Genomic DNA, 23,541 nt, shown 5'->3' with positions numbered 1-23,541 from the left:
ATCTCGATGTACAAGATCTAAAGTACCACTTTTATATTTAGGAATTGTTAAGTGTAATTTATTTTTTACCATTCCATTCAGCCATGAACTCATCTAGGAAGCTGAGCATATAGTCATGACGATGTGTTGCGATTTTTTTCGCAGCCTCTGTATTCATCTTATTCTTTAACAATAATAGCTTTTCGTAGAAGTGATTGATTGTAGGAGCTTCCGAATGTTTGTACGCTTCCTTATCCTTATATTCCTGAACAGGAATGTTAGGATTATACATCTCACGGCCTTTATTACCCCCAAAGCTAAACGCGCGAGCAATACCTATTGCACCGATAGCATCCAGGCGATCAGCATCTTGCACGATTTCCATCTCTTTTGAGTGGAATGACACTTCACCCAGACTTGCTTTGAAAGACATGTTGAAGATGATCTTCTTGACATGGTCAATGACCTCAGGCGAAATTTCTAGACTTGCCAAAAACTCTCCGGCAACACGAGGGCCTATTGTTTCGTCGCCATCATGGAATTTACTGTCAGCGATGTCATGTAATAAAGCTGCCAATTCACAGACCATAACATCTGCTTCTTCATCTTCTAAAATTAACTTCGTATTGTTCCATACGCGTTGAATATGCGACCAATCGTGGCCTGCTTCTGCAAATTTCAATCGATCTTGCACAAATGCTACTGTGCGCTCAATAATGTTATTCATACAATACTTTTGTTTTTTCGCGAGTACCCTCGTATAATTCGTATTCTAATAATCTACAATCTAATTTACCATTATAAAATTCTATACGTCGGGACGCACGTAACCCGATTTTCTTTGCCAGATCTGGATTTCCTGTAAATATATAGCCTCTATAACCTTTGCATTCCTGTTTCATGAAATCCCCCATGCGCTTGTAGGTAATTTCTAGTTTGCTGTGCGTGCCCAGACGTTCACCGTATTCAGGATTGAATAAAATGACTCCGCCTTCTTTAGGAACGTGTGTTTCTGCAAAATCGCATACTTCAAATGAAATTAATTGCTCCACACCAGCAGTTCTGGCATTCATCTTGGAAACATTGATCGCCTCTTCCGAAATATCACTTGCGATAATTTGTGGAGTAGCTTTTTTATTGATCTGATCTTTAAGTAGTCTGCGCTCCTGGAAGAAAACAGTTTCATCATAACCAATGAAATGCATAAATGAGTAGTTCATGCGTAGTAACCCAGGTTTTCTGTTTGTTGCAATCAGAGCGGCCTCAATAGCCAAAGTTCCGGAACCGCACATCGGGTTCACAAAAGGAGAATTGCCATCCCACTTGGATGCGATAATTGTTGAAGCAGCAAGAGCTTCCAACATCGGTGCTTTTCCAGGGATCTTCCGATAGCCGTGTTTCGCTAGGGTCTCACCCGAGGTGTCTAGAAAAATTTCAGCACGATCATCTTTCCAGTACAAATGTACCACTGCTTTATTATTCTCAGGACCTGAATTAGGGCGCATGCCCTTTTTTTCTTTGATACGATCCACGATCGCATCTTTAACCTTTACATTTGCAAATAGAGGTGTACTGATCGTCTCATTGTCTACATTGGAACTGACAGAGAAATATCCGTCAAATTGAATAAGTTCTTCCCAGGCGATCTTACTCAATTCTTCATAGAGTTCCGTCGGATTATTGGCTGTAAACTCCTTTAACGAGTACAGAATCTGAGAGGCTGTACGTAGGTTCAGATTGAGTTTGATCGTATCATTTATACTGACCTTTAATTCTACTCCAGTGGGAAATGCTCTGACAATGTCAAAACCTAACTCTTTAACTTCCTGTTGCAAATAAGGAGATAAGCGCTTATTGCACGTTATAATAACTTTATTGGGGGTGTTGAAAACTTCCATCATATTTTGTACAAAGTTAATTAAACTCTTCCTCAAAAATTGCTTAATTTTACGCTTTAATATTTATTTTTTTGATTATGGAAATTAGAGGAAAAGTACACGAGATAGGAGCGACACAACAAGTGACAGAATCATTCAAAAAACGCGATATGATTGTAGCTTATGCCGAAAACCCACAATTTGTTGAGTATATCCGTTTTGAATCAACTCAAGACAGAACGTCAATTTTTGATAACCTAGCAATTGGTGAAGAGGTAGAAGTATCTTTTAATCTTCGTGGTCGTCCTTGGACTAATAAAGATGGCGTAACAACTTATTTCAATTCATTGGTCGCATGGCGTGTAACAAAATTGGGTAATGCTGCTCCAGCACCATCTTCTCCAGGTTACGCAGATATGCCTGCTCCTGTAGATTTGGCTGGTTCATCAGATGATGATGATCTACCATTCTAATCTGAATAGGATTTTATGCACTATCGCCCTTGCGGTAGCCAATAGATTATTTGAACTGTAAACAATTCAGTTATTTACAATAGAAAGGCTTCTTCAAGAAGCCTTTTTTATTTTCCTAAATAAGACAAGTTCCAGCAACTGACATTTATTGGCGCTGAAATTGCTTGCTATAGGAGGTTTAACATCAAAAAAACAACAGATATGAAACTATCCGTATTATTTTCTTGCTTAGCAGCGATTTCGCTAAGCGCATGTAATCAAACTTCAAAAAATAGTCAACATACGGCCACAGATTCTTCTGCACACGAGACAGCGGCAGTGGATACGGCCCATACATCGCAGAATTCACTGGATTGGGCCGGTACTTATGAAGCTACTATTCCCTGTGCCGATTGTGAAGGGATCAAAACAAATATTACCTTAAAAAATGACAATACTTTCGCTATAGTGAGTGAATATATTAATAAAAATACCAAGATCGAAGACAGTGGTAAAGTCATGTGGCACGACAACGGATCTGTTGTTCATCTCACAGGAAAGGAAACAAATATGAAGCTGAAAGTGGGCGAAAATAAATTGATCGGACTGGATCAGGAAGGTCATCAGATCGAAGGACCGAATGCACATCTCTATGTGTATAATAAGGTTGAAGGAGAGAAATAGTAAAATAAAACACGACCCTGCTCGTTCAATTAGCCGCTGACATATTTACCCCACGGAATTTTTCGTAATAAATAGGTAAGCACAGCACTTGTCAGTAGAGTGAGCACCGTTGCAGCCGGTATTTTCCACAAAGTGGATAATGGAAGCAAAGGATGGATATAATTAAGCAGCAAAATATGGCATAGGTAAATGCCAAAGCTGTGGATGTCGATAAATTCCCAGAATGCGTTGAGATGTTCTGGGAGTTTAAGACCTTGAACGAAGATGAATAAAAAGCCTGCACTCAATGCGATGTTGGGCGAAAGATAGTTGTAAAGTGTCGGATCAAATTCCCCTCGTGACACACTTAAATAATATGTCCCCGAAGCTGTAATTAAACAGCAGATCAGAAAAAATGTAGAACTCGGCAATTTTCCCATCTGAATGGGATAGTTGCGCAAGTAATGGCCCAAGACCAGGTAGCCTGCATAACCCGAGAAAAAGGTCAGGTCAAAATTAGGTAGGTAACTATTGAACCATTTATTTGTAAAAAATAATGCTGCAAACCACAATCCTAAGAAGATCTCAAGCTCTCTCTTACTGCAGTTGCCCACAATTTTGCGTATGAAAGGAACCGCAAGGTAGAGCCCAAGTATCATATATAGATACCATAGGTGTGCATTCGTTCCTGACTTTAAGCGAATTAACACAATGTTAATAACTTGTGGAAAACCAATGTAGTCAAAATCAATGTACCGAATAAAATAATAAAGAAGATAGACGATCGTCCAAAAAAGAAAGGGCGGGACAATTTTTAACAGACGTTTTCGATAAAACTGTCCCGTGCTTTCGTCTTTCTGTAGCAGCAGGGCGCCTGAAATAATGACAAACAGAGGCACTGCAAAGCGTGAAAAGCTGTTGAGCCAATTGGCGTAATTCCAGTCGAATGACTGAAATTCATTGCTGTTCAGATAACCCGAAGAGGAATGGATCAAGATAACGAGCAGTATCGCAACAATACGTAGTACACTGATATAACTGGTTCGCGCCATTGGGGTATTCTATTTTTAATGACTTTTATTGTCGTAGACTCTTAAGTATAGTAGGGTGAGGAGTGCACCAATGCTTGCCATGCCCACGCCAACGAGCGAAGGTGTATTGTAAGCTAACCCCCATGTTATTGGAATCCCGCCAAGAAATGCACCTAAGGTATTCCCGAGGTTAAAGGCTGCCTGACCACCTGCTGCGGCCAATGTCGCCGCTTCTTTTGAAGCGCGGATCAACATCAGTTGTGTCGGTGAACCAATAGTGAAAGATACCAGTCCCGTAATAAAGGCCAAAGGGTAAGCTGTCCAGCCTAGTGGCGATATAAAGTAGACCATCACAAGGCATAGCGCCATTGCTGAAAAACTCGCAATAGCTGCTTTGGTCGGTGAAATCGTGTCGGCCAATTTTCCGCCAATAAGATTTCCGAAAAACATACCAACACCAATCAGGATCATAATTAGCGGTACGCGATCAGGGGCGATGCCCGATACATTGGTCACTAATGGTGCGATATAACTGATCCATGCGAAAAGTCCACCAGTACCGATGGCGATAATAGCCATTAATAACCAGGCAATTTTTTTATTGAAGAAGTTTAGCTGGCTAAAGATATTATTCCCTTTGGCGGCTTCAATTTTGGGCATCCAAGCATAAATTGCTGCAAAAGTGATTAATCCCAATATACTGATGATACCATACGTTAAACGCCATGAATAATGATGACCGAGATAGGTGCCCAATGGTACACCGGCTAGATTGGCAATCGTCATTCCCGTAAACATAATGGAAATTGCCTGTGCTTCTTTTCCTTTCGGAGCCAATCGAGCTGCAACAACAGATCCAACACCAAAAAATGCACCATGCGGAAGTCCAGCCATAAAACGGGAGAGACTGATCAAAAACTGTCCTGGTGCAATACTGAAGAGGCCGTTGAAGATAAAAAAGAGCAGCATTAAAAAGAGTAATACCTTCTTTGGAGGATATTTTCCTGTAAATAGCACTAATGTGGGGGCACCTACAACAACACCCAGTGCGTAGAGTGCAATCAGGTGGGCCGCGGTAGGGATTTCGATATGAAGATCTTTGGCAATATCAGGCAGGATACCCATCATCGTGAATTCGGTCATTCCGATGGCAAGTCCGCCAAATGCCAAAGCGATAATTCCTTTGTTCATTGTATTTTAAGGTTGAGGTTGTACGATAATGGTACGAAGATAATAAATAGATTGTACTAAAAATTATTGATACCTTTTTTGAGGGACACAAGTAATATTTTTAGTCTTTCTTAAGATGATCTGACGTTGATCTAATCTGCTTTCCAATACGACCGAATCAGCGGCATGGTAAACAACTTTAAAGCGGGGGATATATTGACCGGAAAGATAGCAGCCTGAAATCTTCTGCTTGCCATTCTCCTTGGTATAAATACCATCGACGATGATGGAATCTCCGCGCAAAACATAAATACCCTTTGCATGTTCTGTCCAGGAGCCATTTTTGTAACAGCTATCCGGGATTGTTTGTACTTTATTGTTGACGTGCATAGTAGCGTAAACGGAATCACAAGTGAATTTGAAATCAGTCAAGGTATATTGCATCATTTGCTGCTGCCCCGGAATACTGTCCTGGACCCATTCGCCCTGTAAAAAGGGGGCACCTTCGCTCTGCATATCCGAGTTGAATTTGCAGGCGTTAAAAAAGAAAAACATACCTATGGCAAGTGCCAATAGGTATGTTTTTGTTCGTGTATTTTTTATTGAAATAATAGTCACAGCTTATTTTAAACTTCCAACCATATCTTCTGGTTTCACCCAAGCATCGAAATCTTCAGGAGTCACATAACCTAAGCGTACCGCTTCTTCTTTAAGCGTAGTACCATTTTTATGTGCTGTTTGCGCGATTTCTGCCGATTTGTAATAACCAATTTTCGTGTTTAGTGCAGTTACCAACATCAATGAGTTGTCAACCAATTCTTTGATGCGTTTGTAGTTAGGTTCAATACCAGCAGCACAGTGCTCTTCAAATGAAACACAAGCATCACCCAATAGGCGAGCAGACTGTAAGAAGTTTGCGGCCATCAATGGTTTGAACACGTTTAGTTCATAGTGACCTTGCGTTCCACCAATTGTAATAGCCACATCATTACCCATCACTTGCGCTGCAACCATCGTTAACGCTTCACATTGCGTTGGATTAACTTTACCTGGCATAATTGATGATCCTGGTTCGTTCTCAGGGATCAATATTTCACCGATACCTGAACGCGGACCTGAAGCCAACATACGGATGTCATTTGCAATTTTATTTAATGCTACAGCCAATTGCTTTAATGCACCGTGTGTTTCAACGATTGCGTCGTGAGCAGCCAATGCTTCAAATTTATTTTCAGCGGTTACGAAAGGTAGGCCTGTAAATTCAGCGATATATTTAGCAACTACAACGTCATAGCCGTTTGGCGTATTTAGTCCTGTACCTACAGCAGTACCTCCCAATGCAAGTTCTGATAAATGCGAAAGTGTGTTTCTCAATGCTTTTAAACCATGGTTCAATTGAGCGACATAACCTGAGATCTCTTGACCTAAAGTTAATGGAGTAGCATCCATTAAGTGTGTACGGCCAATTTTTACGACGTTTTTAAACTCTTCAGCTTTTTTAGCTAATGTGTCACGCAATTTTTCTACACCTGGAATTGTAACTTCTGCAACAGCTTTGTAAGCCGCGATATGCATTCCTGTAGGGAAAGTATCATTTGATGATTGCGATTTGTTTACATCATCATTTGCTTTTAACACAGGTTCACCCTCACCAATTTTATGTCCAGCCAATACTTGTGCACGGTTTGCGACAACCTCATTCACATTCATATTGGATTGTGTACCTGAACCCGTTTGCCAGATAACCAATGGGAATTGGTCATCCAATTTGCCCGCCAAGATCTCATCACATACTGTAGCGATCGCATCACGTTTCTCTACAGGTAATACCCCCAACTCGTGGTTAGCATAAGCAGCTGCTTTTTTCAAATAAGCAAAGCCTGCGACGATTTCGTGTGGCATTGAAGCTGCCGGTCCGATTTTAAAGTTGTTGCGTGAACGCTCTGTCTGTGCACCCCAGTATTTGTCTGCAGGGACTTGAACTTCACCCATCGTGTCTTTTTCAATTCTGAATGACATAGTATGTAAGTATAAGTAAAACGTAAAAATTATAAGTATATGTGCGAAGCACATAATACATCAATCACAAAGTTACAGGATAATACAGTAAAAAGTAAGAATTAAAAATTAAAAAATGAATATCCCAAAGGATTAAAATTAAAGACCGAGACGTTTTGTCAAGGAATCATTCACATGGTGGAAAACCTGTTTTGGTTTTAACGTCCGCCAAGGCAGCTCATTCAATGCACCACCGAAATTAATGTAATAATCAATATTCTGCTGCTGGAATTCTTCGATAACATGTTCACGGAAGCCGACGCCCGCAATCCAGCCATCTTCGATATCCTGAAACCATTCCTCATAGTAGGAGTCATCTGAAGCATGAAAATTTAGTACATTCTCTCCAATTAGAATAAAATACTTGATGCCTTGACTGATCAATACATCGATAATCTCCCGCTTGAGGAGCATAATATCATTGTAAATCGCATCATTCCATTCACCAATCAGCTCGATAATACAGTACTGTTTTTCATAGTCTACAAATAGTATTTTCAAGTATAAGGTAAGCGAACCGAATTCGTCCCATTGTGGGTGCAAAAGAAAATTATAGATCTGTTTGTCAAAATCGAATTCGCTGTAGACTGTACCATAGAATGGAGATTGTTCATCTTCAGCGGCAATGTAATAGTCCCGCCAGTTGTAATAAGGTTCGATTTCGTGCATAAGGTGGAATCTTTTTCAATTCAAACTAAGATAAATTTACGCGTATTTGCAAGTTAAATTATAGACATCATCTTCATCTGTTGAAATTAAATGTTTGGTGCCCTTATCGGCTATTCGGTTGTTATTTTTGAAATTTTTACAAAGACTTATAGTCATGGAAGACGTTGTTTCCGACTGAAAACAAGGACGGGAACTTTTTGTTTTTAATGTAAAAATATGGGTTCAGGTACTCGTTTAACCGAATAAACTTGCTATTTTTGATAAGGTAATTAATTGTTGAATAATTTGTCTCATCTTCGATAATTCATGAAGATTTCCCATGCAGAAAAGTATTAAACGAAATATTTTTGTAGCCGCTACATATGCTGCAGTATTGCTTCTCGGCTTGCTGTTGGGACAAAATTATGCCGAGGAACAGGGGAGCAACCAAAAAACAACCTTTTCGAGTCTACGCTCCAATGGCAACTCGGATAAGTTACAATATCTCATTCAATTAATTGCTGAGAATTATGTTGATAATGTTAGTATAGATACCGTTCAAGACGAAGCCATTGAACATGTCGTATCCCGTTTAGATCCTTTCTCTACCTTTTTAAGGCCAAATCAAGTGCTTGCAAAGCAGGAAACGCTTGAAGGAACATTTGATGGTATCGGTGTAGAGTATTTTCGTCTGAAAGATACATTACTTGTTGTTGGAATGGTTGCTGCTGGTCCCGCTGAAAAAGCAGGTATGCGTATCGGCGATCGCATTTTAAAGATCGGGAATAAGGATCTTGTTGGAAGAAAGGTAGCCGAGTCCGAAATTGAGAGGTTGATCCGTGGAAAGAAAGGAACAGCTGTACTGATCTCTATTCAACGTAATGGAGTGGTATTGGGCAATCCAATAAAAGTCATTCGCGATCAGGTAAATGTTTCCAGCTTAGATGCATCCTATATGATCGCTCCGAAAACAGCTTATGTGAAAATTCGAAGATTTGGGCATAAGACAGCAGACGAATTCAGACAGTCGCTCATAGATTTACGGAAGAGTGGGGCGCAGGATCTTATTTTGGATCTGCGTAACAATGGGGGGGGATTTGTCCATACGGCGATTGATCTGGCAGGTCAATTTTTCAAAGAAAAAAGATTGTTGATGTATACCGAGGGCGCTAACGAACTGCGTCAGGATTTTTATTCGGAGAAAGCTGGCGATTTTGGCGATGGCCGTGTCATTGTGCTAATTAATGAAAGTACGGCATCAGCAAGCGAAATTCTGAGTGGTGCTCTTCAGGATCTGGATCGGGCAACGATTGTCGGCCGCAGGTCCTATGGTAAAGGCTTAGTACAAGAACAATTTGACTTTTCAGATGGCTCTGCAATCAATCTGACTGTCGCTCGCTATTATACGCCCCTTGGAAGATGCATTCAGCGAAAATACGCACGCGCCAATTTTGATGCTGCGAAATATATGACAGGCTTCGATCTATGGACGATGGACACCGAATTCAGCCAAAAAGAAATGTTTACAACCAGCAAAGGGAAGCTTGTTTTTGGTGGTGGTGGTATTCTTCCGGATGTTACTATCCCGATTGATACCAATGAAACCAGTGCCAAATACCGCGAGATATTTCATTCCAATGCAATTGATGAATTTGTTTATGACCGATTCACGAAACATCTGCCTGCATATTCTATTGAGAATTTTATTAGCGGTTACCACTTGCCGACAACAGAATTTGATTTATTTATTTCATATCTCAACGGTCAGAAGCGGATTTCAGTTACAGCCAAAGAAGCAAAAAACCTACATGATTTGATTCAATCTGATATTGAAGCCCTGGTCGGACGATATTATTTTGGTCGTGAAGCGTATTATAAAATCAAAAATCGAAGAGATAAATTTATTGAAATAGGACTTAAAACATTGGGTTATCAAATGCCTAAGGTTTAAGCCTAAGATCAGACCATACGGGGTAATGATCCGATAATTTCTGTTTGACAATCTGATAGTTCATGACCTGAAATTTCTGGCTAGCAAAAATATAATCGATCTGAAAGATCGGAAGGAGGGCATGATGGGTTACTCCCCAGCCGTTACCTTTTTCCTTAAATGCATTGTATAGACCATCACCAATTAAATTGACCGAGTAGCTCATTGGCGTATCGTTGAAATCACCTACGGCAATATAAGGGTATTGACATTCATTCATGTGCTTCTTTAATGAATGCGCCTGTTCGCTACGTAGCTCAAAAGCATTCTTAAGTTTTCGGCTTAGTCTGCGGGTTGTTGAATTATCGGATTCGTTTTTATTGGATAGATTTTGGATAAATTCTTTGTCTTCATTTTGAAGTGCAAAAGAACGTAGATGTATATTGTAGATTCGGATCAGGGTATCCTGTTTTTTGATATCAACATAACTAATCCGGTTGATTCCGTAATCGTTGTCTCTGATGGTGCCTGAATCATAGATCGGAAAACGTGAAAGAACAGCCATTCCATACGCCTCATAATCATTTTTAGAGCTCGGTTCAAAGAAAAAATAATCATACCCCAATTTATCTTTGAATTCCTCGGAGAAAACATGTTTTCCTTTAATCTTGCTAATATATTCCTGAAAGCAGATCACATCAGGAGAGATGCTGTCAATAATGCGGACAACGTCGGCTTTAAAATTCTTTTTCTCATCGTTTACCTTCTTGAACAGATGCGCATTGAAAGTCATGATGCGAAGCGTACGCACCTCAGATGATACAGGGGCATTCTCTTTGCGAATATTCCAATGTTTAGTTAAAAAAGGCCACCCAATGAGGATCGTTACGAGCGAATAAATCGCAATTTTTCGTTTGCGGAGTAGCCAATAAAAGATAAAACCAAGATTAATAAGGAGGATCGGAAGGTAGCCTAAGCCCATAAATGCAATTGGCCAAAAGGATTTGGGATTAATGAAGGTCGCTGAATAGCTCATAAGTAATGCAACGATCGCAAGCATATTTGCTAGGAACATTGTTTTACTTATAAAGCCCAGTTTTCTCCTTAAAAATGTCCTTCTATCCATCAACCTTGTCACCACTATTGCTTGCCCTAAAGAGCGTTTCTTTTTCATGGTTCGTTAGACTGTCGTAGCCAGAAATGGAAATTTTATCTAAGATAGCATCGATTTCATCCTGATTGGGTAAGTCATAACGATGTTTCCGATTTGTCGGTATATTGTTACCCACAACGACTTTCATTTTTGCAGGTTTCTGTTGTTTTTTCTGAAAAATTGTAGACCAGTCCATCCCCGATTTTAGCGCATAAGTGAAGCCCATTCCGAAAAGGACAACAGCAAAGTAGGAAATAGCCGCAGGCCGGTTTGTCATGGTCAGGGCAAGGAATTCAAACGCAAAATAAATGATGGCGACCAATTTTAATTTAACGGTGCCGATAAGCAGGAGCCGTAACTCATACTTGGGAACTAAAGTAACAATTGCTGCCAGTACCGCTGCCAAGGGAAGAGATCCTCCCATGAGCTGCGAGCTGATAGGCATGGGAATAAGTGACCCAAAACCAACATAGAGCACACTGCCTAGCAGCCAAGATGCTATATACACAAATAGAAATTGCCTTTTGTTTAAAAAAGTGAAAAAGATCTGACCCACCCAATAGAGCCAAAGACTGTCAAAAAGTATGGTCAGCAGCTTGATGTATACAAAATTCGATGTGACCAGCGACCAAGGCTGTGCAATAAAGTCTGAGAAATTACTCGGTAAGCTCAGTCGACGTACAATAGGCTCTAGAAAGCTTTGAGGCACAAGCTTTAATTCAAAGAGCAGATCTAAAAAATAAATGAGGACAAATAAACATACCTGAATACTGATCACCAAGGGAACCGGTGAACCTGTCTTATAGGTTTGTCTCCAAAAATCTTTTAAACCGATATTATTCATTGTGCACAATATTAATAAATTCCTTTTCTAATCTTCCACAGTTTAAGCAGTAGATAGCCAAATAGTGCACCACCGACGTGAGCCAGGTGAGCCACAGAATCTCCTGGTCTAGATAAACTCATATAAATCTCGATGAGGATAAATCCACCGATCATATACTTCGCTTTGACTGGTACAGGAATAAACAAAAATTGAAGCGGTATGTTTGGAAAAAGGTAGGCAAATGCCAATAGTACACCGTAAATAGCTCCCGAAGCACCCAACATTGGAATGAGGTAAGTTAATGCTTCATTGTTCCCGGTATTGGCCATGGAAATAAGTTCGTTCCCGCTCATGCCATGTAGCGGAGCGAAAGAACCCGTCGCATTATAGAGTTGTATGCCATTCACAGCCGTATAAAGAAACCAAGCGCCGATTCCCGAAACCAGGTAGAAATTTAAAAAACGTTTCGAACCAAGGACCTGTTCAATCATAGGGCCAAACATGACCAGAGAGAACATATTGAAGAAAATATGGGTAATGTTGTTCTTGTCATGCATAAACATATGCGTGATCACCTGCCAGATTTTAAAATAAGGTGAGTCCGGATAATAGACCGCAAGATAATCATATGCTACAGGAAAAAGTTGTGATCCAATATAAAATACAATATTGATGATCAATAAATTCTTGATAACAGGTGTTAGTTGTGGAAACATATATTTTATCTTCTAATTTTTACCAAATTTTTCCGCTAATTCTTGCAATGTAAATGTTACAATTACAGGATTCCCATAGATGGAGATGTTAGGCGAGTGACAGGCAAAAAGTCTGTCCACAAGCTCGGCCATGGCCGTGTTGTCCAGTACGGTTCCGGGTTTAATAGCAGCATTGCGGGCAAGGCTCTTGGCCAGGTTTTCTCGCTTAGCGAGCTTATACTCAGACTGATTGTTTTTGTAATCCTCCAATATTTTCTCAATCATCTTTATTTCGTCGAATCCTGACCCTAAGTCTGCAGGGATTCCGTCAATAATATAGGAATTTTTTCCAAATTCACGAATTTGAAAGCCTAAGCCATTGATGTCCTCCAGAAGATCCTTCATTAGCTCATTATCTGCAGCATTCAGATCCAACGTCTGTGGAAATAGACTTTGCTGACTCAGTCCTTTATGTTGATCAAGCTGTGCAAGAAATTGCTCGAAGAGAATGCGTTCATGTGCCGATTGCTGATCGATCAGAATAAATCCAGAGTGAATCTGTGAAACAATATATTTGTTATGTAGCTGGAAAAAGAGCTTCGAGGATGATTTATCTTCGACCTGAATGACTTGAGGGCCATCGCTACTCAATTCGTGTTCCGCATGCAATGGCAGCTGAGCAGATTCTTCCTTTTCGACAATTTGATACAAAGAATCCCAATTGCTAGGTATGCCACCTGTCTTCTTGTTAAGTCCTTCCGCGTAGCTTTCTGAACGGGTATAGCTCGAATTGGATTTTGATTTGTCTGTATCAAAGGGGTTGAAGTCCGGATTAAAGGTTACTGTTGGAACGATAATTTCATCCAATGCCTTTTTTGTAATAAGATTGGTGAAGCTTGTTTCCTGTTCAAAATCCAAGGATGGCATGATGTTGTACCGTCCCAATGATCTTTTTACGGCTGAGCGGATAATGGCGTAAATGGCCTTATCGTCCTCATACTTAATTTCAGTCTTGGTCGGATGCACGTTGATATCGATGCGTGCAGGATCTATGTCGATAAATAAGACATAGAAAGGAAATGTTTCGGCCTGCAGAATATCTTCATAGGCGTTCATAACAGCATGGTGCAGGTATGGATCACGTACAAAGCGTCTGTTGACAAAGAAAAATTGTTCACCACGTGTTTTTTTCGCAAACTCAGGTTTCCCCACAAAGCCTTCTACCTTGATGATGGATGTATCTTCTTCCACAGGGACAAGACGCTGATTGTAATTGTTCCCGAAAATATGGACAATACGTTGTTTGAGCGTTTCTGCCGGCAAATGGTAGATCTCATTTCCGTCGCTATGTAAGGTTAGGAAAATCTGCGGGTTCGATAAAGCAATGCGTTGAAATTCATCGATGATATGACGCATTTCTACGGAATTACTCTTTAGGAAGTTCCTTCGAGCAGGAATATTATAAAAAAGATTTTTAACTAAAATATTTGTTCCGGCAGCAACCGCTTCCGGGTATTGATTAACAACTTTTGATCCCTCTATTTCAACAACTGTACCTAGCTCATCTTCGATGCGACGTGTTTTGAGTTCTACCTGTGCAATCGCAGCAATGGAGGCCATTGCTTCACCACGGAAACCCATCGTGCGAATAGCAAATAAGTCTTCAGCCTTACGGATTTTTGATGTCGCGTGGCGCTCAAAACAAAGGCGAGCATCAGTTACGCTCATACCACAACCATTGTCAATGACCTGAATCAATGACTTGCCTGCATCTTTAACAATAAGTTTTATTTTGTCAGCTCCAGCATCAATAGCATTCTCAATCAATTCTTTAATGGCAGACGCTGGTCGCTGCACCACTTCTCCCGCCGCAATCTGATTAGCAACATTATCTGGAAGTAATTGAATAATATCCGACATATAATACAAAGTTAAGAAATATCCATATTTACAGCGTATAAACACTGATGAAAATCAATCGGACATTCCACATGTTCTTTAAAAACAAAAGCCTGTAAGCGTTCATTTATACAAATGAAAATGGGGATAGCAACGACGAATTGTTTACAGCCCAAAAGAACCTATAAACCTATTTAGTCATTAAATATGCCGCTATCCATTGGACGTCAAAGTCAGTGTACGTTGTCTAACACCTGTGTAAAAACACAACTGATAGAGCTGGAAAAATATTCCCTTTGCAATAACCGAGCCACCCTACGAACAGCAACTGCAAACAGCATAATTCGCCGCTGCTGTTTCGTTGATATTACATTTCCAGCTTTAAGAAACGTGCCGTTTCGCTTTTGTTATTTTTAATTAAGTTTTCAGGTGTTCCCTCAAACAGGACTTGACCACCCTCTTTACCACCTTCGGGACCGATATCGATGACCCAATCTGCCGATTTAACAACATCAAGATTGTGCTCGATGATCAAAACGGTATTCCCGCGCCCGACCAGACGATTGATAACGCCCATAAGGACATTGACATCTTCAAAGTGTAATCCTGTAGTCGGTTCGTCAAGGATATAAAATGTATTTCCAGTATCTTTTTTAGAAAGTTCCGTGGCTAATTTTACCCGTTGAGCCTCACCTCCCGATAAGGTTGTGGAGGACTGACCTAGGGTGATGTAGCCCAAACCTACATCCTGCAGTGTTTTGATCTTTCGGTAGATACTCGGTACGTTCTCAAAGAAATCCACAGCATCATTGATACTCATATCAAGTACATCGGAGATGGATTTTCCTTTATAGCGTACCTCTAAAGTTTCTCTGTTGTAGCGTTTTCCGTGACATGTTTCACAGGGAACCTGTACATCGGGAAGGAAATTCATCTCAATGACTTTCAATCCGGCTCCCTGACAGGTTTCACAACGGCCACCTTTGACATTGAAGGAAAAGCGTCCGGGTTTATACCCCCTGATCTTCGCTTCTGGCAGCTGAACAAACAAGGTTCTGATATCCGAAAATACACCAGTATAGGTGGATGGATTGGATCGCGGTGTACGTCCGATAGGACTTTGGTCGATCTCGATGACTTTATCAATATGTTCTAAGCCCTCAATTTTTTTGAAAGGAAGCGGAGTTGCTTTGGCCCTGAAAAAATGTTTATTCAGAATCGGATATAAAGTTCCTGTGATTAAGCTGGATTTGCCTGAACCCGAAACCCCCGAAACAACGATGAGTTTCCCTAATGGAAAAGAGACAGACAGATTTTTTAAGTTATGTCCGGTCGCACCATGTAATGACAATGTTTTTCCATTGCCTTCACGACGTTTTTCAGGAATCTTCACCTCTTTTGTCCCATTGAGGTAAGCCGCTGTCAGGGAGTCTGATTTTAGAATTTCTTGCGGAGTTCCTTCCGCAACGACGGTACCGCCATGAACCCCTGCTGCGGGCCCCATGTCAATAACATGGTCGGCATGTAGGATCATGTCTTTATCATGCTCTACAACAAGGACCGAATTGCCAATATCACGTAGGTTTTTGAGCGCATTGATCAACCGTTCATTGTCACGCTGGTGTAGTCCTATACTCGGCTCATCCAGAATGTAAAGTACATTGACAAGTTGGGAGCCGATCTGCGTTGCCAGACGGATCCGTTGTGCCTCCCCGCCGGAAAGTGTTTTAGCAGTACGATCTAAGGTTAGGTAATTTAAGCCTACGTCCAGCAAGAAGCCTAAGCGTGCGCGGATTTCCTTTAAAATCTCTGTTGCAATAATAAGCTGGCGTTCATCAAGTTTGCTTTCTACCTGATCGAACCATTCTTTGATGGAAGTAATGTCCATCGTGGAGAGTTCATGGATGTTTTTGTCGGCAATTTTAAAATGTAAAGACTCTTTTTTTAGGCGAGCACCAGCACAAGTTGGGCAGGTGACTTTTGTCCTGAAATCATCCAAAGAAGGGGCTTCATACGATGATTTCCCCGAAAATTCTTCCAGCATCTTAAAGATCCCTTCAAATTCAACACGATATTCACGTGTGCCATAACTTCCATATGATACCGTGACAACGATAGGCTCTTCCTTATTACCGAATAAAAGCTGATCAATCTGTTCTTCATTGAGCTTTTCAAGCGGCGTTGTAATGGTAAAATCCAATTTTTTTGCGACAGCCTTCAAGACTTCCGAAGTCCAGTTTTCACGCGTAGGACCAAGAGGGGCTAAGCCGCCTTTTTGAATACTGAGTTTTTTATCCGGAATAACCGCATTCTTGTCAATCTCAAAAATATAGCCTAATCCATCACATGTTGGACAAGCGCCATAAGGCGAGTTGAAGGAGAAGGTGTTTGGCTGTGGTTCATCATAAGAAATACCCGATTCAGCATCCATGAGATAACGACTATAGAATTGCTCCTGATTATCTTTAGTGGAGACCTTGATGATACCTTTCGCTGTTTTCATCGCCTGCATCACTGAAGTCTGTAGGCGCTTTTTATCTTCACGCTCTACTTTCAAACGATCCACGACGATTTCTATATCATGTATTTTATAGCGATCTACCTGCATTTTTGGAGCAAGGTCTACTATCTCCCCATCGACACGCACCTTCACATATCCTTGTTTCCGGATTTGTTCAAACAACTCACGGTAATGACCTTTACGACCTTTAACGACAGGGGCTAAGATATTTAAAGCCTGTCCCTCGAATTCAGTCAAAATACGTTCGATAACCTGATCGTCCGACATCCGCTCCATCTTTTTTCCAGTCACATAAGAGAAAGCTTCTCCTGCCCGGGCAAACAATAGACGCATAAAGTCATAGACCTCGGTAATGGTTCCAACCGTAGACCGAGGGTTTTTGCTGGTTGTTTTCTGCTCAATGGAGATCACTGGACTTAATCCGGATATCTTGTCAACATCCGGACGTTCCATTCCGCCCAAAAATTGACGGCTGTAGGCACTGAATGTCTCCATATAACGACGTTGTCCCTCGGCATAAATGGTGTCAAAAGCCAAAGAAGACTTTCCGCTGCCACTTAGACCTGTAATAACAACCAATTCATTTCTAGGAAAAGAAACATCTATGTTTTTTAGATTATGCGCACGCGCTCCAAATACCTGAACTTCACTTTGTTCGCCCAAATCTGGGCTTCTTTTTACTGCCATGAAAACTCCTTAAAGTCCCTGTTGAGGGATAAAATGCAAAACATGCAAAATTACAGATTTTAAAGGAATTATGCGAGCCAATCTGACTTTTGGAATAAAATGTGATATACAAGTGATTTAAAAAAATAATGTACCTTGCACAGTAAATCTAAATTTATGCGAAAATACGACGTCAGCAAACAAGAGAAGCAATCAATCGAAGATATTGTCCGATTTTGGAAGAAAGAAAACCTATTGGATGAACAGAAAGCAGACGAATTGATGGAGAGTTTGGACGTCAAAAGTTTTGACTGGGGACAGTTGGCGAGATATGCTTTCTGGATTGCTTTGGCTTCATTGGTATTTGCTGTTTTCTCATTGTTTACAGACGCATCATTCCTGGCTTTTGTGGATACACTCTACGAAGCTCCCAATATCCTGTTCTGTTTCTTTTTTGCGGCGGTAGCCGTGTTGTTCTATACGCTGGGTTTTCGATATAAGAAACGCTATCCTTATAAAAATCTATCTACCGAGACCATGATGCTGATTGGGGTTTTCGGAACAGCTGCCTGCATCGGGTTTATGGGTAAAGTATTGGATAAAGATACGATGCACTATTCCTTGTTGTTTTTACTCTCTGTTGCGATTTATGGTTTTCTTGCTGTTAAGCTTGACAGTAAGTTGATTTGGACCTTTATGCTTTTGGCTTTGGGTGTATGGTTTGCGACCGAGACGGCCTACCATAGCAATTGGGGTTTTAAGTTTTGGGGAATGAACTACCCACTCCGTTTTACAATCTTTGGGGCACTGATAACCGCTTTAGCTGTTTGGGTTCAACCGAGGTTTGAACGCCTTCAAATCTTTCAGCCTATCAGTTATATTGTGGGATTGATCTATCTGATGGTCTCTTTGTGGACCTTATCCATTTTTGGAAATTATGCCGATTTCTATGAGTGGACGACTGTACGTCAATACCATATGTTCTACTGGGGCATCTTATCCACTGCGGTATCTGTATTCCTGGTTGTCTACGGCTTAAAGGCTAAAGATAATGTGAGTAGGGAAGTGGGATTTGTTTTTTTAGTGCTTAATATCTATACCCGATATGTGGAGTATCTATGGGATAATATCAATAGAGCCGTATTCTTTTTAATTTTGGCAGTGTCCTTTTGGTTTGTCGGTCGTTGGGCAGAGAAATTATGGAACAAACGGAAAGAAGAGATTGCAGGATAATCCTTAAAATTGAACAGTAAATCCGACACCTCTATTCGAGCTAATGCTCAGGTTGGGATCCAGACTTAGGTATTTTCGGATCCGGGTAATAAAGACATCCATACTTCTTCCCGTGAAGAAATCTGCATTTCCCCATACCTTTTCAAGAATTTCTTCACGTGTAACAAGCTGGCCGTTATGCTGCCACAGAAAAAGAAGGAGCTGTGCTTCACGTTCGGTAAGCTTATATTGTTCCGAGCTATGACTTAATAATAGCTGTTCAGGATGGAATAAATATGTACCGATGGAGATCGATTTTGGAATGCTATTTTTCTGATTCCGTTTTAATATATTCTGTATGCGAAGTAATAGTTCTTCAGGATCACATGGTTTAGTGATATAATCATCTGCACCGATTTTTAGTCCCGTGAGCTTGTCTATTTTTTGCTCTTTAGCTGTTAAAAAGATAAATGGTAATGCGGGATACAAGGTGTTGATTTCTTTGGCCAGACTAAAGCCGCTGATCTGAGGAAGCATAACATCCAATATAACGAGGTCGTAGTCGGCTAGCTGCTGAAAATTTGCCGTAAGATCATTGGGCTGCGCTATCCAGTCTATGACAAATGTAGATAGCTCAAGGTACTGCTTGAGCATAAAGCCAAAATCTGGGTCATCTTCTACGAGTAGTAATTTATTCATATGCTATCTTCAGTCATTAATATAAACGATTAGCCTATTGCTTATTTCGTTCCGTTGCTCATTCCTGTTACTGTTTATAAGGCATCTGTAATACCTCTGATTGAATAGCAACGAGGGGCAGCTGAATTTTAAACGTGGTCCCCACACCGGGCTTACTCGTTACAGTAAGCTGTCCATGATAACGGTCCACGATTTTTTTTACAAGGAAAAGACCGATTCCCAAACCTTTGCTGTCATGAACATTGTTTTTTTGAATCCGGTAAAACTTGTCGAAAATATAAGGTAATTCGGACTCGTCCATACCATCACCATTGTCTTGTATGTAAATTGAAAGCTTATTTTTCTGTTCCTCAAAATAGATATTAAGCCAAGTCGCACCATATTTTATAGCATTGTTCATCAGGTTCTGAAATAATGTTGTTGCATCATTAGCGCTTAGGCACACTTTGTTTTCCGGACATGGGCCGATTTGAAATTCGGTGCTTGGATTAGTCAATTGAAAGTCTTCGAAAATAGCTTGTAGTTCCGTGCTGGTAATAGGACGCTGATCAGTTGTTTCAAGGTTTTCGCTCAGTGGATTGAGGGTTTGTTCGAGACGGTTTACCTGACGTTCAATGACCGTTATGATATTTTCATCTGTTGATTTTCGGAGTGTTTTAGCAGCAATCTTCAAGGTTGCGATGGGCGTTTTGAGTTCATGTGAAATATTGTCAACGACATCATGGAGGACGCTGATCTGTTTCTGTTGTTTTCTGAGATTCTGGATGGTTCTATAAAAAAGCCAAAGAAAGGCTACTAGAATAAATAGGGTGCTCAGGAGGAGCGAAGTCAGTTCTTTGAATAATATCCAGTTGAGATTTGTCACCTCAAAGGATGTCTTCCTGTGTACAAAAAAGGTGTATAGGACCTCCCGGCTTTGGACGCTGTTTTCGATTTTCTGTGTTTCCGTTTTTTCTGTTATCCATTCGCTTGAAGAGAGCTCTACGGGCTGGCGAAACGTTCCATCGGTCAGGTAGACCGTGATTGGGCCTGCAGCGATCTGCTTTTCTAAGTTCTTGAAGTAGATGCCTAAAATTTCTTTTTTCAGGATGACGTCCATTCCCAGTGGTTGAAATAGACTGTCGACATATCGCGTTAGCTTTTGCGATGTTTTATGGGCATTTGCGTTGTATAGTCCTTTCAGTTTCTCGGCGGTTATTTCATTTTTAACCAATTTGATGTAATAGTCTCTGGCAATGTCCTTACTCATTAAATCATCATCAAAAAGCTTGTCATTATCATGAAGCTTGCCCAGCTTACTTTTCACCGTGGCAAAAATATCACGCTGTTTGAGCTGATAGGTATTGTATAATTGATAACCTTGTATGCCGATAAGTACGGCAAAAAACAGCGTAAAGAGAACGATATAATTTTGAGGCTTCAATTCCATATGCAAATATAACTGCTGAGGGCTAAGATAATATACCTTAACCCAGTATTAACCCTTTATTAACCATCATTTGCTTCAACAATGGACACTTTTGAGCCATTAAATACCGAAATATGAAATTGATCTTATTTTTTCTAGCTTTCCCTTTGCTGCTTTCGGCACAGAGTAAACAAATCGGGGGACAAGTACAGGACGCAAACAAAAGTGTATTACAGGGAGCGACAGTTATGCTATTGGATAGCAACTATCAAGCGATCCATGAAGTGAAGACGGACCGTTTTGGGAAGTTTATACTGACGCTGGATCATCCTAGTGGATATTATCTACGGACAACCTATCTGAACTTCAAACCGCAAGAATATTTTTTTCGCAGCGACACCATTTCTCGTCCCTTATTATTTGAACTTCTTCCCGAAGCAAAGGTACTTGAAGAAGCACAGGTCGTCGGTCGAGCTCCCAGATTGATCCGCAAGTTGGACCGCTTGGAATTTAACGTCCAGAATTCAAATCTTTCGGCGCTCAATAGTTGGGACATTTTGAAGCGTACGCCATTGGTTATGGTGAATGGTGCCGATTTGATGGTTCGGGGGAGCAAAAATATTGTTGTCCTCATCAATGACCGAAAAGTTATGCTCACTGGGGACGAACTGAAAACCTATCTGGAGAATACAGCAGGTAGCGACGTGCAATCGATAGAGGTTATTACCAATCCACCTGCAAAATATGAAGCTGAAGGAAGCACGATTATCAATATTAAACTTTCCAAATCCAACTTATATGGCTATAGAGGCACGGTGGTAGCATTGGCCGAAAAAAGCAGTACCTGGAAGCAACTGTTTGGACTAACCCAGTATTATAAAAATGAAAAATTCAATCTTCGTGGTACTTATAATTTCGGAAGAGGGACCTATGCACGCTATGAAACGAATTATGTTTACTATCCGAATGAGCAAACCTCATGGGAAGGTGTCATGGATCGATTTGATACCAATAACAGTCAGAACAGCTATGTGTTTTCGATAGACTATACCCCAGATACAACCTGGACGGTCAACGCCGGACTAAATGGATATTACGGACCGAAAACCTATGGTATCTATGAGGTACCCACGATCATATACGATAAAAACCATGTGCAGGAGTCCTCTTATTTTACCACCAATGACCATCAACGATCAACAAAGACAAATAACCTTTATCTTCAGGTAACCAAGAAACTTAATCCCAAATGGAGCATAAACTGGTCATCCTATTTTACAGATAACCATTCTACCAACGATCAGGATGTTTTGACGGCGCTGCGATTTAAGGGGGAGGAACCGACAGACGCCCGATTTATCAGTAATAATGGAAATAAAAACCGGCTTTTTTCGTCACAGGTAGATTTCGCCGGAAAAATAAAGAAGCTGGGGATGGAGTTTGGTGGAAAATTCAGCGATGTGAAAACGACGAGCACCCTTACTTTCTTTGATGATGAATCAGGCAAGCTCGAGCAAAGGCCTGATAAGAGTAGTGTGTTTGATTACAAAGAACGTAATGTGGCTTTGTATACCTCCTTTGACTATGCCTGGAAGAAATGGAGCTGGAAAGCTGGTTTAAGGGGCGAATATACCGATTTGGAAGGTATTGTGTCCGAACCAGCTGATATTAATAAACGTGATTATTTTGTGCTCTTCCCGACATTTTACATGCAATATGCGTTGAGTGACGATCAGCAGTTCGGTTTTTCCTATGGAAAGCGCATCAGTCGTCCTTCGTACTCTTGGCTTAATCCGGCTAAGTCCTACTATAATCGCTTTTCCTATTTTCAGGGAGATCCACGTTTAAGGGCTACAATCGTTCATAATCTGAATCTAACCTGGACCAAAAACAATTGGAATATTGATCTATTTTACCGATTTGAAAAGTGGCCTAACATGGAGATTTCCCGCCAAGATAACAACAATCACCAGCTGATTTTCCAATATACCAATATCAAGAAAGGACAAGGGGCGGGAATAGACTTAGGAAAGAGTTTTCAGCTGACAGGGCGCTGGGGATTGAATCTGCAACTGGAGGGGATGTATAACGAAAATTACTTTATGGGTACTGATGATGTATTGCACAAGAATGATGTGTATATCGGAAATGGAAATGTAAGTACCAACTATGTGTTGAATAAGGATGCTGGATGGAATCTTGAACTGGGTAATACCTTTACATCGCCCACGATACAAGGGCCATTTAAAATTACAGGATATTCAAGTACCTATGTGATGACAAACCGGAAATTTTTCAAAAAGAAGTTTGAGGTAAATCTCTCTTTCATGGACATCTTTAAAACAGAAAAAATGACCATATCATCCAAGTACGGCGATCAAAATAATTTTTATAGGGACTATCGGGATACCAGAAAAGTAAATCTGACGCTGCGGTATCATTTTGGAAATCAGAAAGTCAAGAGCAGCAATCAGCCTACAAGAACAGAAGAGCAGAATCGTTTGTAAATCAGTTAACCTTAGTAAAGTTAAATCCTTCCGATTCCCTGTACCTATTTTATGCATAATACATTGGTAAAGGAAATGGATGAAGCATACATTAAAAACAATAATCCTCCACATCGAATGTGGAGGATTATCAGATGCCGGGAAAGG

At 40.6% G+C, this 23,541-nt stretch carries 19 protein-coding genes; 5 read left to right on the top strand and 14 right to left on the bottom strand.

What is annotated here, in order from left to right; translation table 11 throughout:
* Positions 1-58: 58 nt before the first annotated feature.
* Both AB1Z56_RS18705 and AB1Z56_RS18700 read right to left on the bottom strand, forming a co-directional pair.
* Positions 59-706, bottom strand: coding sequence for an HD domain-containing protein (locus tag AB1Z56_RS18705; RefSeq protein WP_309365664.1), 648 nt, complete (start codon positions 704-706; stop codon positions 59-61).
* Positions 699-1,877, bottom strand: a complete 1,179-nt coding sequence (locus AB1Z56_RS18700) for a THUMP domain-containing class I SAM-dependent RNA methyltransferase (protein ID WP_309366006.1) — start codon at positions 1,875-1,877, stop codon at positions 699-701. The genes AB1Z56_RS18705 and AB1Z56_RS18700 overlap by 8 nt, the downstream gene beginning before the upstream one ends.
* A gap of 77 nt (positions 1,878-1,954) precedes the next feature.
* Here AB1Z56_RS18700 and AB1Z56_RS18695 point away from each other — a divergent pair, with 77 nt between their 5' ends.
* On the top strand, positions 1,955-2,329 hold the full coding sequence (locus AB1Z56_RS18695) for a DUF3127 domain-containing protein (protein ID WP_075994416.1): 375 nt from the start codon (positions 1,955-1,957) through the stop codon (positions 2,327-2,329).
* Between the two features lie 201 nt (positions 2,330-2,530).
* Positions 2,531-2,992, top strand: a complete 462-nt coding sequence (locus tag AB1Z56_RS18690) for a copper resistance protein NlpE (RefSeq protein ID WP_309365668.1) — start codon at positions 2,531-2,533, stop codon at positions 2,990-2,992.
* 29 nt (positions 2,993-3,021) lie between these two features.
* Here AB1Z56_RS18690 and AB1Z56_RS18685 read toward each other — a convergent pair whose 3' ends face one another.
* The 5 genes from AB1Z56_RS18685 to AB1Z56_RS18665 all read right to left on the bottom strand — a co-directional run bounded on the left by AB1Z56_RS18685 (position 3,022) and on the right by AB1Z56_RS18665 (position 7,899).
* Entirely contained in the window at positions 3,022-4,023 is a 1,002-nt protein-coding gene (locus AB1Z56_RS18685; RefSeq protein WP_309365670.1) for an acyltransferase, read from the bottom strand.
* A gap of 15 nt (positions 4,024-4,038) precedes the next feature.
* Entirely contained in the window at positions 4,039-5,193 is a 1,155-nt protein-coding gene (locus AB1Z56_RS18680; protein WP_313267574.1) for an MFS transporter, read from the bottom strand.
* 63 nt (positions 5,194-5,256) lie between these two features.
* Positions 5,257-5,790: a fumarate hydratase gene (locus AB1Z56_RS18675; RefSeq protein WP_313267572.1), complete on the bottom strand. Its 534-nt coding sequence runs from the start codon at positions 5,788-5,790 to the stop codon at positions 5,257-5,259.
* A gap of 3 nt (positions 5,791-5,793) precedes the next feature.
* Positions 5,794-7,191, bottom strand: a complete 1,398-nt coding sequence (gene fumC / locus AB1Z56_RS18670) for a class II fumarate hydratase (RefSeq protein WP_209578120.1) — start codon at positions 7,189-7,191, stop codon at positions 5,794-5,796.
* 138 nt (positions 7,192-7,329) lie between these two features.
* Positions 7,330-7,899, bottom strand: coding sequence for a hypothetical protein (locus AB1Z56_RS18665; protein WP_309365676.1), 570 nt, complete (start codon positions 7,897-7,899; stop codon positions 7,330-7,332).
* A 319-nt stretch (positions 7,900-8,218) separates the two neighbouring features.
* On the opposite strand from AB1Z56_RS18665, the gene AB1Z56_RS18660 reads away from it, so the two are divergent.
* Positions 8,219-9,829: a S41 family peptidase gene (locus tag AB1Z56_RS18660; protein WP_309365678.1), complete on the top strand. Its 1,611-nt coding sequence runs from the start codon at positions 8,219-8,221 to the stop codon at positions 9,827-9,829.
* Here the strand turns inward: AB1Z56_RS18660 and AB1Z56_RS18655 are convergent.
* From AB1Z56_RS18655 to uvrA, 5 genes are all read right to left on the bottom strand, one after another.
* Entirely contained in the window at positions 9,819-10,883 is a 1,065-nt protein-coding gene (locus AB1Z56_RS18655; RefSeq protein WP_426789857.1) for an endonuclease/exonuclease/phosphatase family protein, read from the bottom strand. The genes AB1Z56_RS18660 and AB1Z56_RS18655 overlap by 11 nt on opposite strands.
* Positions 10,884-10,926: 43 nt before the next feature.
* A complete protein-coding gene (locus tag AB1Z56_RS18650) occupies positions 10,927-11,805 on the bottom strand; it encodes a rhomboid family intramembrane serine protease (RefSeq protein WP_309365682.1) in 879 nt (292 codons plus the stop codon).
* 11 nt (positions 11,806-11,816) lie between these two features.
* Positions 11,817-12,503: a rhomboid family intramembrane serine protease gene (locus AB1Z56_RS18645; protein WP_309365684.1), complete on the bottom strand. Its 687-nt coding sequence runs from the start codon at positions 12,501-12,503 to the stop codon at positions 11,817-11,819.
* Between the two features lie 12 nt (positions 12,504-12,515).
* Positions 12,516-14,402: a DNA mismatch repair endonuclease MutL gene (gene mutL, locus AB1Z56_RS18640; protein WP_309365686.1), complete on the bottom strand. Its 1,887-nt coding sequence runs from the start codon at positions 14,400-14,402 to the stop codon at positions 12,516-12,518.
* A 346-nt stretch (positions 14,403-14,748) separates the two neighbouring features.
* Positions 14,749-17,589 carry an excinuclease ABC subunit UvrA gene (gene uvrA, locus AB1Z56_RS18635; RefSeq protein WP_426789856.1) on the bottom strand — a complete coding sequence of 947 codons (2,841 nt, stop codon included), beginning with the start codon at positions 17,587-17,589 and terminating at the stop codon, positions 14,749-14,751.
* 156 nt (positions 17,590-17,745) lie between these two features.
* On the opposite strand from uvrA, the gene AB1Z56_RS18630 reads away from it, so the two are divergent.
* Positions 17,746-18,801 carry a DUF2157 domain-containing protein gene (locus AB1Z56_RS18630; protein WP_309365690.1) on the top strand — a complete coding sequence of 352 codons (1,056 nt, stop codon included), beginning with the start codon at positions 17,746-17,748 and terminating at the stop codon, positions 18,799-18,801.
* A gap of 3 nt (positions 18,802-18,804) precedes the next feature.
* On the opposite strand, the gene AB1Z56_RS18625 is transcribed toward AB1Z56_RS18630, so the two are convergent.
* Positions 18,805-19,479 (bottom strand): response regulator transcription factor, encoded by a 675-nt coding sequence (locus AB1Z56_RS18625; RefSeq protein ID WP_309365692.1) that lies wholly within the window; start codon positions 19,477-19,479, stop codon positions 18,805-18,807.
* Positions 19,480-19,546: 67 nt separating this feature from the next.
* A complete protein-coding gene (locus AB1Z56_RS18620; protein ID WP_426789855.1) occupies positions 19,547-20,908 on the bottom strand; it encodes a sensor histidine kinase in 1,362 nt (453 codons plus the stop codon).
* Positions 20,909-21,021: 113 nt separating this feature from the next.
* Here AB1Z56_RS18620 and AB1Z56_RS18615 point away from each other — a divergent pair, with 113 nt between their 5' ends.
* Positions 21,022-23,394, top strand: a complete 2,373-nt coding sequence (locus AB1Z56_RS18615) for an outer membrane beta-barrel family protein (protein WP_426789854.1) — start codon at positions 21,022-21,024, stop codon at positions 23,392-23,394.
* Positions 23,395-23,541 lie beyond the last annotated feature (147 nt).

The sequence above is a fragment of the Sphingobacterium sp. WOUb80 genome (genome assembly GCF_050058145.1).
Taxonomy (GTDB): Bacteria; Bacteroidota; Bacteroidia; order Sphingobacteriales; family Sphingobacteriaceae; genus Sphingobacterium.
The sequence above is the reverse complement of the archived record's forward strand: the minus strand, read 5'-3'. Positions and strand labels throughout refer to the sequence as shown.